15 protein-coding genes are annotated in these 13136 nt (G+C 71.5%); 4 read left to right on the top strand and 11 right to left on the bottom strand.

Translation table 11 applies throughout. The features are described 5' to 3' along the window. Window positions 1–125: 125 nt before the first annotated feature. The 11 genes from H596_RS0111015 to carA all read right to left on the bottom strand — a co-directional run bounded on the left by H596_RS0111015 (window position 126) and on the right by carA (window position 10395). Entirely contained in the window at window positions 126–1328 is a 1203-nt protein-coding gene (locus tag H596_RS0111015) for a threonine ammonia-lyase (protein WP_027284942.1), read from the bottom strand. 53 nt (window positions 1329–1381) lie between these two features. After that, window positions 1382–1855, bottom strand: coding sequence for a transcription elongation factor GreA (greA, locus tag H596_RS0111010; protein ID WP_027284941.1), 474 nt, complete (start codon window positions 1853–1855; stop codon window positions 1382–1384). A gap of 98 nt (window positions 1856–1953) precedes the next feature. Continuing rightward, the gene (carB, locus tag H596_RS0111005) at window positions 1954–5211 is read right to left on the bottom strand and encodes a carbamoyl-phosphate synthase large subunit (protein ID WP_027284940.1); all 3258 of its coding nucleotides are present in this window, start codon (window positions 5209–5211) and stop codon (window positions 1954–1956) included. A 1-nt stretch (window position 5212) separates the two neighbouring features. Next, window positions 5213–5473 (bottom strand): hypothetical protein, encoded by a 261-nt coding sequence (locus H596_RS0111000; RefSeq protein ID WP_027284939.1) that lies wholly within the window; start codon window positions 5471–5473, stop codon window positions 5213–5215. Continuing rightward, window positions 5470–5733: a hypothetical protein gene (locus H596_RS0110995; protein WP_027284938.1), complete on the bottom strand. Its 264-nt coding sequence runs from the start codon at window positions 5731–5733 to the stop codon at window positions 5470–5472. Before H596_RS0110995 ends, H596_RS0111000 begins: the two co-directional genes overlap by 4 nt. Further along, the gene (locus H596_RS0110990; RefSeq protein WP_027284937.1) at window positions 5730–5987 is read right to left on the bottom strand and encodes a hypothetical protein; all 258 of its coding nucleotides are present in this window, start codon (window positions 5985–5987) and stop codon (window positions 5730–5732) included. The genes H596_RS0110995 and H596_RS0110990 overlap by 4 nt, the downstream gene beginning before the upstream one ends. Continuing rightward, window positions 5987–6622 carry a LysE family translocator gene (locus H596_RS0110985; RefSeq protein ID WP_027284936.1) on the bottom strand — a complete coding sequence of 212 codons (636 nt, stop codon included), beginning with the start codon at window positions 6620–6622 and terminating at the stop codon, window positions 5987–5989. Before H596_RS0110985 ends, H596_RS0110990 begins: the two co-directional genes overlap by 1 nt. Next, a complete protein-coding gene (locus tag H596_RS0110980) occupies window positions 6622–6996 on the bottom strand; it encodes a hypothetical protein (protein WP_027284935.1) in 375 nt (124 codons plus the stop codon). The genes H596_RS0110985 and H596_RS0110980 overlap by 1 nt, the downstream gene beginning before the upstream one ends. A 4-nt stretch (window positions 6997–7000) precedes the next feature. After that, the gene (locus H596_RS0110975) at window positions 7001–7765 is read right to left on the bottom strand and encodes an SDR family NAD(P)-dependent oxidoreductase (protein WP_245583993.1); all 765 of its coding nucleotides are present in this window, start codon (window positions 7763–7765) and stop codon (window positions 7001–7003) included. Continuing rightward, the gene (locus H596_RS21125; protein WP_037300950.1) at window positions 7762–8976 is read right to left on the bottom strand and encodes an AAA family ATPase; all 1215 of its coding nucleotides are present in this window, start codon (window positions 8974–8976) and stop codon (window positions 7762–7764) included. The genes H596_RS0110975 and H596_RS21125 overlap by 4 nt, the downstream gene beginning before the upstream one ends. Before the next feature lie 54 nt (window positions 8977–9030). Beyond that, window positions 9031–10395, bottom strand: coding sequence for a glutamine-hydrolyzing carbamoyl-phosphate synthase small subunit (carA, locus tag H596_RS0110965; protein WP_027284933.1), 1365 nt, complete (start codon window positions 10393–10395; stop codon window positions 9031–9033). Window positions 10396–10489: 94 nt separating this feature from the next. Here carA and H596_RS0110960 point away from each other — a divergent pair, with 94 nt between their 5' ends. From H596_RS0110960 to H596_RS0110945, 4 genes are read left to right on the top strand one after another with little or no spacing between them, the layout of a single operon-like run. Then, window positions 10490–10942 (top strand): GatB/YqeY domain-containing protein, encoded by a 453-nt coding sequence (locus tag H596_RS0110960; RefSeq protein ID WP_027284932.1) that lies wholly within the window; start codon window positions 10490–10492, stop codon window positions 10940–10942. A gap of 47 nt (window positions 10943–10989) precedes the next feature. Then, window positions 10990–11427, top strand: coding sequence for a tRNA (adenosine(37)-N6)-threonylcarbamoyltransferase complex ATPase subunit type 1 TsaE (tsaE, locus tag H596_RS0110955; protein WP_027284931.1), 438 nt, complete (start codon window positions 10990–10992; stop codon window positions 11425–11427). Then, window positions 11421–12365: an aminoglycoside phosphotransferase family protein gene (locus tag H596_RS0110950; protein ID WP_037300947.1), complete on the top strand. Its 945-nt coding sequence runs from the start codon at window positions 11421–11423 to the stop codon at window positions 12363–12365. Before tsaE ends, H596_RS0110950 begins: the two co-directional genes overlap by 7 nt. After that, window positions 12365–13105, top strand: a complete 741-nt coding sequence (locus H596_RS0110945) for a nucleotidyltransferase family protein (RefSeq protein WP_037300993.1) — start codon at window positions 12365–12367, stop codon at window positions 13103–13105. The genes H596_RS0110950 and H596_RS0110945 overlap by 1 nt, the downstream gene beginning before the upstream one ends. The last annotated feature ends 31 nt before the right edge of the window (window positions 13106–13136 follow it).

Here is a 13136-nt window from a genome sequence, read left to right as displayed (position 1 = left end):
TGGGCGTGCGCGAGCCGCAGAACCGCCGCGTGGAGATCGTCCTGCGCTGAGGCGCAGGGCCTCTCCCGAGGTCCGGACCAAGAGAAGGGGCGCCGGAAGGCGCCCTTTTTTTCATGCGCGCCGCGTCACCGCCGGCGAACCACGTAGTTCCCGGCCTCCAGCGCGGCCACGATGGCGTCGCCCTGGGCGGCGTCGCGCACCTCCACCATGAGGTGCAGTTCCGTGCTCTGCACTGTGGGTGCGCCGAAGAGCTGCTGGTGCTGCACCTCGATGACATTGCCGCCCAGCGCCGAGATGCGGCCCGAGATGTCGGTCAGCACGCCCGGCCGGTCGGGGATGTCGAAGTGCAGGCGCAGGATGCGCCCGTCGCGCAGCAACTGCCGCAGCAGCACGTTGGAGAGGGCGCGCGCGTCGATGTTGCCGCCGCAGACCGGGATGCCCACCTTGCGCCCGGCGAAGCGCTCGGGGAAGGCGAGCAGCGCCGCGAGCCCCGCCGCCCCGGCGCCCTCGGCCACCAGCTTCGCGCCCTCGGCGAGCAGGGCGATGGCCTCCTCCACCGCGCGCTCGGGCACCACCAGCACCTCGAGCCCCATGCGGCGGATGAGGGCGAGCGGCAGCTCCCCCACATCGCGCACGGCGATTCCCTCGGCCACGGTGGGGCCGCCCACCTGCACGGGCTGGCCCGCCAGGCGCTGCGCCATGGCCGGATAGGCCTCCACCTCCACGCCGAAGACCTGGATGGAGGGGCTCAGCGCCCGCGCCGCGGTGGCGCAGCCCGCCAGCAGCCCGCCGCCGCCGACGGGAATGGCGAGGGTGTCGAGGCCCGGCGCATCCTCCAGCAGCTCCAGCGCCGCCGTGCCCTGGCCCGCGACCACGGCCGGGTCGTCATAGGGATGGATGAAGGTGAGCCCCTCGGCGAGCGCGAGCTGGCGCGCATGCGCCGCCGCCTCGGCCAGGGTTTCGCCGTGCAGCACCACGCGCGCGCCCCAGGCCTCGGTGCGCGTCACCTTGGTGGCCGGGGTGTAGCGCGGCATCACGATGGTGGCGCCGATCCCGGCCAGCGCCGCGTGGCGCGCCACCGCCTGGGCGTGGTTGCCGGCCGACATGGCGATGACGCCCGCCGCGCGTTCGCGCGGCGTCAGCAGCGCGATGCGGTTGGCCGCCCCGCGCTCCTTGAATGCGCCGGTGGCCTGGAGGTTGTCGAGCTTCAGCCACACCTCCGCGCCCGTGGCGCGGGAGAGGGCGTCGCTGCGCAGCGTGGGCGTGCGCAGCACCGCGCCGCGGATGCGCTCGGCCGCCGCCCGCACATCGGCCAGGCCGAGATGCACCCCGGCCGGGCCTTCGAGCACGGCCGCCTCGCCGCCCTGGAGTGCCACGCGCGTCAGCCGAAGGCGACGGCGGTGATCTCGACGGCGCGGGCCCCGCCCGGGGCGGGCACCTCCACGCTGTCGCCCACCTTCTTGCCCATCAGAGCCTTGGCGAGCGGCGAGGTCAGCGAGATGGAGCCCGACTTCATGTCCGCCTCGTACTGGCCGACGATGCGGTAGGTGGTCTCCTTCTCCGTCTCCTCGTCCAGGATGGTGACGCGCGCGCCGAAGCGCACCTGGTCGCCGGACATCTTGGAGACGTCGATCACCTCGGCCGAGGGGATGATGGCCTCGAGCTCGCTGATGCGGCCCTCGATGAAGGACTGGCGTTCGCGCGCCGCGTGGTATTCGGCGTTCTCGGAGAGATCGCCATGCGCGCGCGCCTCGGCGATGGCCCGGATGATCGCCGGGCGCTCCTCCGATTTCAGGTGCCGCAGTTCCTCTTCCAGCTTGGCCAGCCCCTCGGCGGTCATCGGGAACTTCTGCACAGGCCGTCTTCCTTCAAGACAAGGCCCCTGCCGGCGGGAGCCGTGCTGGACCGGCCGGCGGGGAAGGGAAGGGCGGGCGCCAGCCGACGCCCGCCCGCTCAGAACGAAGCGTGAGAGTAGGATTGCAGGGGGGCTACATCAAGGGTTTGCGCGCGCAGCGCCGCGATCGCGCCCACCGCCGCCCGCGCCCCGGCCAGGGTGGTGTAGTGCGGCACCCCCATGGTGAGCGCCGAGCGGCGGATGTCGAAGCTGTCGCTCACCGACTGCCCGCCGCCCGAGGTGTTGATGACGAGCTGGATCTCGCCCGACTTGATGGCGTCCACGCAATGCGGGCGCCCCTCCAGCACCTTGTTCACCACCTGCGCGGCGATGCCCGCCTCCTTCAGCTTCGCCGCCGTGCCGCGCGTGGCGAGAATGGCGAAGCCGAGTTCGGACAGCCGCCGCGCGATGCCCACCACCGCCACCTTGTCGCCGTCGCGCACGCTGATGAAGGCCGTCCCCTCGGTCGGCAGCTTCACCCCCGCACCCATCTGGGATTTGAGGAAGGCGCGCTCGAAGCTGGTGTCGAGGCCCATCACCTCGCCGGTGGACTTCATCTCGGGGCCGAGCAGCACATCGACGCCCGGGAAGCGGTTGAAGGGGAACACCGCCTCCTTCACCGCGACGTGGCGGTTCACCGCGTCGTCGTCCAGCGCGAACTCCGTCAGCAGCGCGCCGGCCATCACCCGCGCGCCGATCTTGGCGACGGGAACGCCGGTGGCCTTGGCGACGAAGGGCACGGTGCGGCTGGCGCGGGGATTCACCTCCAGGATGAAGATCTCGCCGTTCTTCACCGCGAACTGCACGTTCATCAGCCCGCGCACCTTGAGCGCGCGCGCCAGCGCATCCGTCTGCAGCTTGATCTCCACCACCGTCAGCGGCGGCAGCGAATAGGGCGGCAGGGAGCAGGCGGAATCCCCCGAATGGATGCCCGCCTCCTCGATGTGCTCCATCACCCCCGCGACATAGACATTGCCCGCCGCGTCCGCGATGGCGTCCACATCCACCTCGATGGCGTCGGAGAGATACTGGTCGATCAGGATCGGGTTCTCGCCCGAGACGCGCACCGCCTCCTCGCCGAAGCGGCGGAGCTGCTCGGCGTTGTAGGCGATCTCCATCGCCCGCCCGCCGAGCACATAGGAGGGGCGCACCACCACCGGGTAGCCGATGCGCGCGGCCTCGGCCTCCGCCTCCTCCAGCGTGCGGGCCGTGCCGTTGGCCGGCTGCTTGAGGTTGAGGCCCTTCAGGAGCTGCTGGAAACGCTCCCGGTCCTCGGCGATGTCGATGGAATCGGGCGAGGTGCCGAGGATCGGGATGCCCGCGCGCGCCAGGTGCTGCGACAGCTTGAGCGGCGTCTGCCCGCCATACTGCACGATGCAGCCCAGCAGCTCGCCCCGCTGCTGCTCGCGCCGGATCAGCGCCACCACGTCCTCGGGCGTCAGCGGCTCGAAATAGAGGCGGTCGGAGGTGTCGTAGTCGGTGCTCACCGTCTCGGGGTTGCAGTTGACCATGATGGTCTCGAACCCCGCGCCGCCATGCTTGGCGCTGAGCGCGTAGCAGGCGTGCACGCAGCAGTAGTCGAACTCGATGCCCTGGCCGATGCGGTTGGGCCCGCCGCCCAGGATCACCACCTTCTTCGCCTCGGTCGGCCGGGATTCGCAGACCGGCTCGCCATAGCCGCCCTCGTAGGTCGAATACATGTAGGGCGTGTCGGAGGCGAACTCGGCCGCGCAGGTGTCGATGCGCTTGTAGACGGGATGCACGCCCAGCGCGTCGCGCGCGGCGAAGACTTCGGCCTCCGTCTTCCCGGTGAGGCGCGCGAGCTGCCGGTCGCTGAAGCCCAGCGCCTTGAGGCGGCGGAAGGCGGGGGCGCTCCGCGGCAGGCCTTCGCGCGCCACCTCGCGCTCGGCCTGCACCACGCGCGCGATCTCGCGGATGAACCAGGGGTCGAACTTGCAGGCGGCGTGGATCGCCTCCACCGACATGCCCGCGCGCAGCGCGTCCGCCACCGTCAGCACGCGGTCGGGCCGCGGGGTGGCGAGGGAGGCGTGGAAGGCCTCGAAGCTGCCATCGCCCGGCAGGGGCTGCGGGTCGAGGCCGGAGAGCCCCGTCTCCAGGCTGCGCAGCCCCTTCTGCAGCGCCTCGGCGAAGCTGCGGCCGATGGCCATGGCCTCGCCCACGGATTTCATGCTGGTGGTCAGCGTGGCCGGCGTGCCGGGGAACTTCTCGAAGGTGAAGCGCGGGATCTTCACCACCACGTAGTCGATCGTGGGCTCGAAGCTCGCCGGCGTGACGCGCGTGATGTCGTTCTTGAGCTCGTCCAGCGTGTAGCCGACGGCGAGCTTGGCCGCGATCTTGGCGATGGGAAAGCCCGTGGCCTTCGAGGCCAGCGCCGAGGAACGGGAAACGCGCGGGTTCATCTCGATGACGACCATGCGCCCGTCCGCGGGGTTGATCGCGAACTGCACGTTCGAGCCGCCCGTGTCCACGCCGATCTCGCGCAGGCAGGCGATGGAGGCGTCGCGCATGCGCTGGTATTCCTTGTCGGTCAGCGTCAGCGCCGGCGCGACCGTCACGGAATCGCCCGTGTGCACGCCCATCGGGTCGAGGTTCTCGATGGAGCAGACGATGATGCAGTTGTCCGCGCGGTCGCGGACCACCTCCATCTCGAATTCCTTCCAGCCGAGCACGCTCTCTTCCACCAGCACCTCGCTGGTCATGGAGGCGGCGAGGCCGGCGGCGACGATCTGCTCGAACTCCTCGCGGTTGTAGGCGATCCCGCCCCCCGTGCCGCCCAGCGTGAAGGAGGGGCGGATCACGCAGGGCAGCCCCACGGCGTCGAGCGCGGCGCGCGCCTCCTCCATCGTGTGCGCGATGGCGCTGCGCGGGCTCTCGATGCCGATGCGGCTCATCGCGTCGCGGAACTTCTGGCGGTCCTCGGCCTTGTCGATCACCTCGGCCTTCGCGCCGATCAGCTCGCAGCCGTATTTCGCGAGCACCCCGGCGGCGTCGAGCTTCAGCGCGGTGTTCAGCGCGGTCTGTCCGCCCATGGTGGGCAGCAGCGCGTCGGGCCGCTCCTTCGCGATGATCTTCTCGACCACCTCGGGCGTGATGGGCTCGACATAGGTCGCGTCCGCCAGCCCCGGGTCGGTCATGATCGTCGCCGGGTTGGAGTTGACGAGGATGACGCGGTAGCCCTCCGCCTTCAGCGCCTTGCAGGCCTGCGCGCCCGAATAGTCGAACTCGCAGGCCTGGCCGATGACGATCGGCCCCGCGCCGATGATGAGGATGGAGGAGATGTCGGTGCGCTTGGGCATGTCACTCGCCTGTCTTGCGCCGCGCGAGCACCAGCAGCGCCGCGGGCGTGAGGATGTGGCCGGGCAGGACGAAGACGAGCCAGGTCGTCGTCCAGCCGGGGGGGATGAGGAGGGTCAGCGCCAGATGCAGCGCGAGGCTCAGCCCCGCGGCGGCGAGCACGCCGCGCGCGCCGGGCAGCCGGCCCTGCAGCCGGTTGTTCAGCAGCACCACGACGAGGCCGACATAGAGCAGCCCCTGCGCGATGATGAGGATCTGCGTCATGCGCCTTTCTCCTGTTTGCGGGCGGACCACAGCAGCAGCGGCAGCAGCAGCAGGTGCGGCGCGCCCCAGAGCGCGAAGGCGATGAGCCGGTGCCCGGCCTCGAGGAAGAGCAGCGTCGCGCCATGCACGGCCGAGGACAGGGCGAAGGCCGCGAGCGCGGCGCGCATCGGCGGCAGCAGCTTGCGCAGCGCCTGCGCCAGCGCGAACAGCACCAGCCCCGAATAGGCGAGCGCCATGAGGGCGATGAGCGTCTCGGTCATCGCCCGCGCAGCCTGTTCTTCCACCAGATCAGCCCGCCCGCCAGCGCGTGCGAGAGCCCGACGAGCCCCACCACCTGCCAGGCGCTGCCGCCCAGCGCATAGAGCAGCGTGCCCATCAGCAGCATGGAGGTGCCCAGCGCCGCCTCCAGCCGCGCGATGAACATCCCGAGCGCCGTGGTGGCGACCACGGCGACCAGGGTGCAGCCGCCCAGCAGCGCCAGCGCCGCGAGGAGGAGGACGAGGGTTTCCGCCATCAGCCCTGCCTCCCCGAGAGGGCGAGCTTCACCGCGAGCAGCCCGAGCGCCCCGCCCAGCACATAGCGCTGCGCCGCCAGCCAGAGCGGCCGCGCGGCGAGGAAGCGCGCCGTGCCCGACGCGCCCTGCACCAGCAGCGCGTCGAAGCCGAGGCCGACGGCGATCTGCACCGCGCCCAGCACCGCGCCCTGCAGGAACACATGCCCCGCGGCCGGCTCGATGAAGGGCGGCAGCACCGCGACGTAGAACAGCGCCACCTTGGGGTTCAGCGCGGCGGTGGCGAAGCCCACCCAGAACAGCCGCGCATCGGGCTCGGGCGGCAGCGGGCGCGGCGCGAAGAGCGGCTGCCCGCCCGGCCGCACGCATTGCCAGGCGAGCCAGGCGAGGTAGAGCGCCCCGCCGAGGCGCAGCGCATCCCAGGCATAGGGAATGGCCATGAGCGCAGCGGTGATGCCCGCCGCCGCCAGCAGCATCACCACCAGCGTGCCCGCCTGGCAGCCGAGCAGCGAGACCATCCCCGCCCGCCGCCCCTGCGCCAGCGCGCGCGCGACGAGGTAGAGCATGTTCGGCCCCGGCGTGAGCGCAAGCCCGAGCGAGAGCGCGGCGAAGAGCAGCAGGGCCTCGAGGCTCGGCATCACGCCTCCAGGATCCGGCGCAGCACCCGCTCGGGATCCTTGCCGGTCTCGGCCATCGCGCGCTCCAGCTCGTCCACCGCCTTGAGCGAGGGCGTGAGCCCCATGCGGCCGAGCTCGATCAGCCCGGCCTGCACGAGCCGCTCCACCGCCGCCTCCATCACGTTGAGGCCGAACTGCTTGTTGTGCTCGCGCACCGGATGCGGCGAGAGGGCGCCGCGCAGCTTGTCCAGCGCCTCGCCGTCGATGGGCGCCACATCCCGCCGCCAGAGCAGATAGGCCGCGAGCAGGAGGAACTGCTCCGTCTCGCGCAGCGAGAGCACGCGCGGCGGGTTCTGCGGCCACCCCTCGAACAGCAGGAAGCCGGGCAGGGGCACCGGATCATCCGCTGACGGAATAGCCGCCATCCACCGCGACGGCCGTGCCCGTGACATAGGCCGCCGCGTCGGAGGCGAAGAAGGCCGCGATGCCCTCGAAATCCGCGGGGGTTCCCCAGCGCCCGGCGGGGGCGCGCTGCTCCACCTTCTCCTGCAGGCCGGGAATGTCCTGCCGGGCGCGGATGGTCAGCTCCGTGTCGATCCAGCCCGGCAGCACGCAGTTCACCGTGATCCCGTCCTTCGCCCAGGCGGTGGCGAGGGATTTGGTGAGCTGCACCACCGCGCCCTTGGAGGAGGCATAGGCCGCGTGCAGCGGCATGCCGAAGATCGAGAGCATGGAGCCGTTGTTGATGATCCGCCCCACCCCATGCGCCTTGAGGTGCGGATAGGCGGCCTGGGAGGCGAACATGGTGCTGGTCAGGTTGGTGTTCAGCACGGTGTGCCAGTCCTCCGGCGTCACCTCCTCGGGGCGGCGGCGGATGTTGGTGCCGGCGTTGTTCACCAGGATGTCGAGCCGGCCGAAGCGCGCCGCCGTGGCCTCCACCATGGCGGCGAGGCTCTCGCGGCTGGTCACGTCCACCGTCACGGAATCGGCGGTGGCGCCCAGGGCGCGCAACGCCGCGACCGCCGCGGCGTTCTTCGCCTCGCTGCGGCCCGCCACCATCACCGCCGCGCCGCATTTCGCAAGCCCGCGCGCGAAGCCGAGGCCGATGCCCCCATTGCCGCCGGTGACGAGGGCGACGCGGCCCGTGAGGTCGAACATCGTCATGGCTTCCGCCGATCCTTGCTCGCGGCGCGGGGGCTCCAGACAGGCATGCTGCGCCTCATGAATGCGCCGAACAGCGGGACGGTGAAGGCCGTATCCCCGTGGGCGGGCGAATAGATCATTCCCTTGCGGATCAGCCCGCCGCGCAACGGGCCGGCCGTCATGACGCTGATCCCAAGCCGATCTGCGATGTCGCCAGAGCGGAGGGGGCCATCTCCAAGATCCGCCATGGCCCGCAGGTAATCCCTCTCTCGCGGCGTCAGCCTGTCGAACCGGACACGGAAGAAGCTGCTATCGAGCTTTCGTATAGCCTCAATCGTCGCTTTATCGATATCTTGTCTGCATATCGGACTTAACCGAGCAATATTCCAGGCACAGTATCCCCATTCTTGAAGGAAAAAGGGGTATCCCTGCGTTTGTGCAAGTATTTCGTCCAGAGCTTCGTCGGTATAACTTATGCCGGCGCTTGCGGCTGGAGCAGCCAGCGCGCGGCGCGCATCAGCATCGTTCAACGCGCCGATTTCCGGGAATGCAAACAGTCTCTCAGCATAGGATTTAGAGCGGCCCATTTGACCGACAAGCTGTGGAAGTCCTGCGGCCACGAGAAGTACGGGCAAGCTTTCCTGCGCCGTGCGATGCAGCGCCATGATGAGGGCGCCGAGTTCGTCCTCCGCGATGTACTGCAACTCGTCAATCAGCAACAGAACGGCCGCCCCTCTGTCCTTGGCCGCCCGTCCGAGCGCCACAAAAAGCTCGGGGAGATCAGCGTCGAGCTGGCCGCTGTCCGCGCTGCCGCGCTCCGGATCAATGTCCAGAACGAGTTCGAGGTCACCCTGCCGCAGCCGGATTGCGGTGAGGAACGACTTGAATACCCGAAGCGCGCGCTTGACGACCTCGCTGAGCTGGCCGAGCCGGTCCAGCTCCAGCAGGAGGCGGCGTAGATGCGGGAGCAAGAGGAGCGGAAGGGGTTGATCTTCCCGAGCTTCGATCAGGGCTAACCGATAGTTTCGCGCCTCCGCCAACTCCCTGACACGATTGAGCAGAACTGTTTTGCCTACGCCACGAAGGCCTACAGCGATGAAGCTGCGTTCATGCCGTCCTGCCTTCACGCGGTCTAGGGCTACGCTGGCCGCGTCAAGCAATGCTTCTCGGCCCGCCAACTCCGGGGGCTGGGAGCCCGCCCCAGGCGCGTAGGGATTGCGGATCGGATCCATCGTCGCCTTTTTAGTAAATTATTCGACACATAATATCAAATCGAGTAAGATTTCTCAAGCCGTCTTGGCCTGATCCATCATCGCCACGAAGCGATGGAACAGGTGGTGGCTGTCCGAGGGGCCGGGGCTCGCCTCGGGATGATACTGCACGCTGAAGGCGGGGCGGTCGGTCACGGCGATTCCCTCATTGGTGCCATCGAAGAGCGAGACATGCGTGACGGTGGCGTTCGCCGGCAGGCTCGCCGGGTCCACCGCGAAGCCGTGGTTCTGGCTGGTGATCTCGACCTTGCCGGTCGCGATCTCCTGCACCGGCTGGTTCGCGCCGCGATGCCCGCGCTCGAGCTTGTAGGTCCGCGCGCCGAGCGCGAGGGCGAGAAGCTGGTGGCCGAGGCAGATGCCGAAGAGCGGGATCTTCCGCTCCAGCACCGCCCGGATGGCGGGCACGGCATAGGCGCCGGTGGCCGCCGGGTCGCCGGGGCCGTTGGAGAGGAAGACGCCGTCGGGCTTCTCGCGCAGGATCTCCTCGGCGGTGGCGGTGGCGGGCAGCACCGTCACCGCGCAGCCGGCATCGGCCAGGCAGCGCAGGATGTTGCGCTTGGCGCCGTAGTCGATCGCCACGACGCGATGCCGCGGGGCCGTCTGCCGCCCATAGCCCGCGCCCCAGGCCCAGCGCGTCTCCTCCCAGGTGTAGGGCTGGCGGGCGGTCACTTCCTTGGCGAGGTCCATCCCTTCGAGCCCGGGCCAGGCGCGGGCCTCGGCGAGAAGGGCGGGGATGTCGAAGCGGCCATCGGCGGGGAAATGCAGCACGCCGCGCGGCGCGCCCCCATCGCGGATGCGGGCGGTGAGGGCGCGTGTGTCCACGCCCGAAAGCCCGGGGATGCCGTGCCGCTTCAGCCAGGCGTCGAGATGGGCGCTGGCGCGCCAGTTGGCGGGCTCCGTCACCTCCTGCTTCACGACCAGGCCGCGGCAGACGGGGGTGGCCGCCTCCATGTCCTCGGCATTGGCGCCGACATTGCCGATGTGCGGGAAGGTGAAGACGATCACCTGCGCGGCGTAGGAGGGATCGGTCAGCGTCTCCTGATAGCCGGTCATGCCGGTGTTGAAGCAGATTTCGGCCACATGGCGCCCGTGCGCGCCGAAGCCGCGGCCCCAGAAGACGGCGCCATCCTCCAGCACCAGGGCGGCGGTGGCGCCTTCGGGGATGGCGTCGGGCATGGGCGTGTCCTTGGGCGTGTCGGCGGGGGCGCCGGGGATCTCGGAGAGGGAAAGGCCGGTGGCGGCCAGGATGGCGGGCCAGTGCCGCGCCGGGATGGCCTTGGCCTGCCGCCATTTGCGGATGGCCTCGGTGCCCACCTGGCAGGCGGCGGCGGCGGCCTCGGCCCCGCCCATGAGGGCGAGGATGTCTTCCACGCTGCGCATGGGCTAGACTATCTGGGAAATCACTTCCCAAGTCCAGCGGAAAGCCCCGGGCCTGGGAAATCTCCTCCGTTTCGTAATGGCAAGGATCAGCGCCATGACCCTGCGCGAACGCTTCACCGCCGAACTCAAGGCCGCCATGCTGGCCAAGGACGCCGCCCGCACCGCCACGCTGCGGATGATCCAGGCGAAGCTGAAGGAGGTGGACATCGCCGCCCGCCCGGGCCCGCCGGTGGAGGATGCCGCCATCCTCGCCATGCTGCGGGGCATGGCGAAGTCCCGCCGCGAGGCGGTGGAGCTCTACCGCCAGGGCAACCGCCCCGAACTCGCCGAGAAGGAGGAGGCGGAGATCGCCGTGATCGAGAGCTTCCTGCCGCAGCAGATGGACGAGGCCGCGATGCGCGCCGCCATCGCCGAGGCCGTGGCCGAGACCGGCGCGGCCGGGATGAAGGACATGGGCAAGGTGATGGGGGCGCTGCGCGCGAAACACGGCGCGAGCCTCGACCTCGCCAAGGCCGGGCCGCTGGTGAAGGCCGCGCTGGGGGGGTGATGCGCCCGGCCCTGGCGCGGGACGGCGCGGGGCGGCACTCTCCGCCCATGCGGATTCGCCTGCCCGATCTCGCCGCCACCGAGGCGCTGGCCGCGCGGCTGGCCGCCCGGGCGCGGCCGGGCGACGCCATCCTGCTCGAGGGGCCGCTCGGGGCGGGGAAATCCGCCCTCGCCCGCGCCTTCCTGCGCGCCGCCAGCGGCGAGCCGGCGCTGGAGGTGCCGAGCCCCACCTTCACCCTGGTCCAGTCCTACCCGCTGCCCGGGGGGGTGATGGCGCATCACTTCGACCTCTACCGGCTCGAGGGCCCCGCCGGGCTGCAGGAACTCGGCTGGGAGGAGGCGCGCGAGGGCATCGTGCTGGTGGAATGGCCCGACCGGCTGGGCCCCCTTGCGCCGCCCGATGCGCTGCGCGTCTCTCTTGCGCCGGATCCGGCCGATGAGGGCGCGCGCGAGGCGGTGCTGCGCGGCTGGGAGGGGCGATGGTGACCACGCTGCTCGCCCGCGCGGGCTTCGCCGCCGCCCGGCCCGAGCCCCTGCCGGCCGACGCCTCCAAGCGCTACGCGCGGCTGCATGGCGGCCCGCGCCCCGCGCTGCTGATGCAGACGCCCGATCCCGCCTATCTCGACGCCTTCCTGCGCGTGGCCGCCCATCTCGACGCCATCGGCGTGCCCGCCCCGGCGGTGCTGGCCGTGGACCCCGCCGCCCCGGCCGCGCTGGTGGAGGATCTCGGCCCCGCCAGCATGGCCGAGGCGCTGGATGCGGGGGGCGATCCGCTGCCGCTCTATCTCGGCGCGGCCGAGACGCTGGCCCGCCTCGCCGCCGCCCCGGCCCCGGCGGGCCTGCCCCTCTGGGATGCGGGGCGGATGAGCGCGGCGGCCGCGGCCACCTTCCTCGACTGGTGGTGGCCCGCCATGTTCGGCGCCCCGCCGGATGACGCGCTGCGCGCGGGCTTCGACGCCGCGCTGCGCGCCATGCTCGCCCCCTTCGCCGGCCAGGGCTTCGTGCATCGCGACTATTTCCCGGCCAACCTCATCCCCACCCCGCGCGGCGTGGCGGTGATAGACTTCCAGGACGCGGCGCTGGGCCATCCGGCCTATGACCTCGTCTCGCTGGTCGAGGACGCGCGGCGCGACGTGGCGCCGGCGCTGCGGCAGGCCGTCCTCGCCCGCTACCTCGCCCTGCGGCCGGAGCTGAAGGAGGCGGAGTTCGTCGCCGCCATGGCCGTCTGCGCCGCGCAGCGGCATCTGCGCGTGGCGGCGCTCTGGGTGCGGCTCGCCCGGCGCGACGGCAAGCCGCACTACCTCGCGCACGGGCCGCGCTGCTGGGCGCTGCTCGCGCGCGCGCTGGAGCACCCCGCCGCCGCCCCGCTGCGCGCCTTCCTCGACGCGCATGTGCCGCCCGAGCGGCGGCGCAACCCCGCATGATGCGGGGGGCCGCAGGCGTGAGCGGCCCGCGCCGCGGCATGGTGCTGGCCGCCGGGCTCGGCCAGCGCATGCGCCCCCTCACCGCCGAGACGGCCAAGCCCCTGCTCACTCTGCGCGGCCGCAGCCTGCTCGACCACGCGCTGGACCGCTTGGCCGCGGCGGGGGTGGAGGAGGCGGTGGTGAACGCGCACTGGAAGGCCGAGAAGGTGGCCGCCGCTCTGGCCGCCCGCGCCGGCCAGCCCCCCGTCACGCGGCTGCAGCTCGAGCCCGAGCTGCTCGAGACGGGCGGGGGGCTGCGCCAGGCCCTGCCGCGGCTCGGGCCCGCGCCCTTCGTGCTGGCCAATGGCGACGCCTTCTGGCTGGACGGGCCCACCCCCGCCATCACCCGCCTCGCCCGCGCCTTCGACCCGGCGCGGATGACGGCCCTGCTGCTGCTCGTGCGCACCGCCGGGCTGGAGGGCGAGGTGGGGCGGGGGGATTTCCTGCTCGACCCGCTCGGGCGGCTGCGCCGGCCCGGGCGCGGCGAGGTCGCGCCCTTCCTCTATGGCGGGGTGATGCTGGCCTCCCCCGCCCTGGTGGCGGGCGAGGCGCCGGGCCGCTTCAGCCTGAACCGCTGCTTCGATGCGGCCATCGCCGAGGGCCGGCTGTTCGGCCTGGTGCATGACGGGCTGTGGTTCCACCTCTCCACCCCGCCGGATCTCGCGCGGGCCGAGCGGCGGCTCGCCGAGCTCGCGCCATGACCGCTCCTGACGCAGCCGCGCCATAGGCTCC

Origin of the sequence: Rubritepida flocculans DSM 14296 (assembly GCF_000425365.1) — a bacterium.
Lineage (GTDB): Bacteria > Pseudomonadota > Alphaproteobacteria > Acetobacterales > Acetobacteraceae > Roseococcus > Roseococcus flocculans.
This window is presented reverse-complemented; position numbering and strand designations above follow the sequence as displayed.

Bases quoted from the DNA above. Each gene is read 5' to 3' on its own strand.
- carB (WP_027284940.1), bottom strand. From the start codon at position 5,211: ATGCCCAAGCGCACCGACATCTCCTCCATCCTCATCATCGGCGCGGGG.
- H596_RS0111000 (WP_027284939.1), bottom strand. From the start codon at position 5,473: ATGACGCAGATCCTCATCATCGCGCAGGGGCTGCTCTATGTCGGCCTC.
- H596_RS0110995 (WP_027284938.1), bottom strand. From the start codon at position 5,733: ATGACCGAGACGCTCATCGCCCTCATGGCGCTCGCCTATTCGGGGCTG.
- H596_RS0110990 (WP_027284937.1), bottom strand. From the start codon at position 5,987: ATGGCGGAAACCCTCGTCCTCCTCCTCGCGGCGCTGGCGCTGCTGGGC.
- H596_RS0110985 (WP_027284936.1), bottom strand. From the start codon at position 6,622: ATGCCGAGCCTCGAGGCCCTGCTGCTCTTCGCCGCGCTCTCGCTCGGG.
- H596_RS0110975 (WP_245583993.1), bottom strand. From the start codon at position 7,765: ATGACGATGTTCGACCTCACGGGCCGCGTCGCCCTCGTCACCGGCGGC.
- H596_RS21125 (WP_037300950.1), bottom strand. From the start codon at position 8,976: ATGGATCCGATCCGCAATCCCTACGCGCCTGGGGCGGGCTCCCAGCCC.
- carA (WP_027284933.1), bottom strand. From the start codon at position 10,395: ATGCGCAGCGTGGAAGACATCCTCGCCCTCATGGGCGGGGCCGAGGCC.
- H596_RS0110960 (WP_027284932.1), top strand. From the start codon at position 10,490: ATGACCCTGCGCGAACGCTTCACCGCCGAACTCAAGGCCGCCATGCTG.
- tsaE (WP_027284931.1), top strand. From the start codon at position 10,990: ATGCGGATTCGCCTGCCCGATCTCGCCGCCACCGAGGCGCTGGCCGCG.
- H596_RS0110950 (WP_037300947.1), top strand. From the start codon at position 11,421: ATGGTGACCACGCTGCTCGCCCGCGCGGGCTTCGCCGCCGCCCGGCCC.
- H596_RS0110945 (WP_037300993.1), top strand. From the start codon at position 12,365: ATGCGGGGGGCCGCAGGCGTGAGCGGCCCGCGCCGCGGCATGGTGCTG.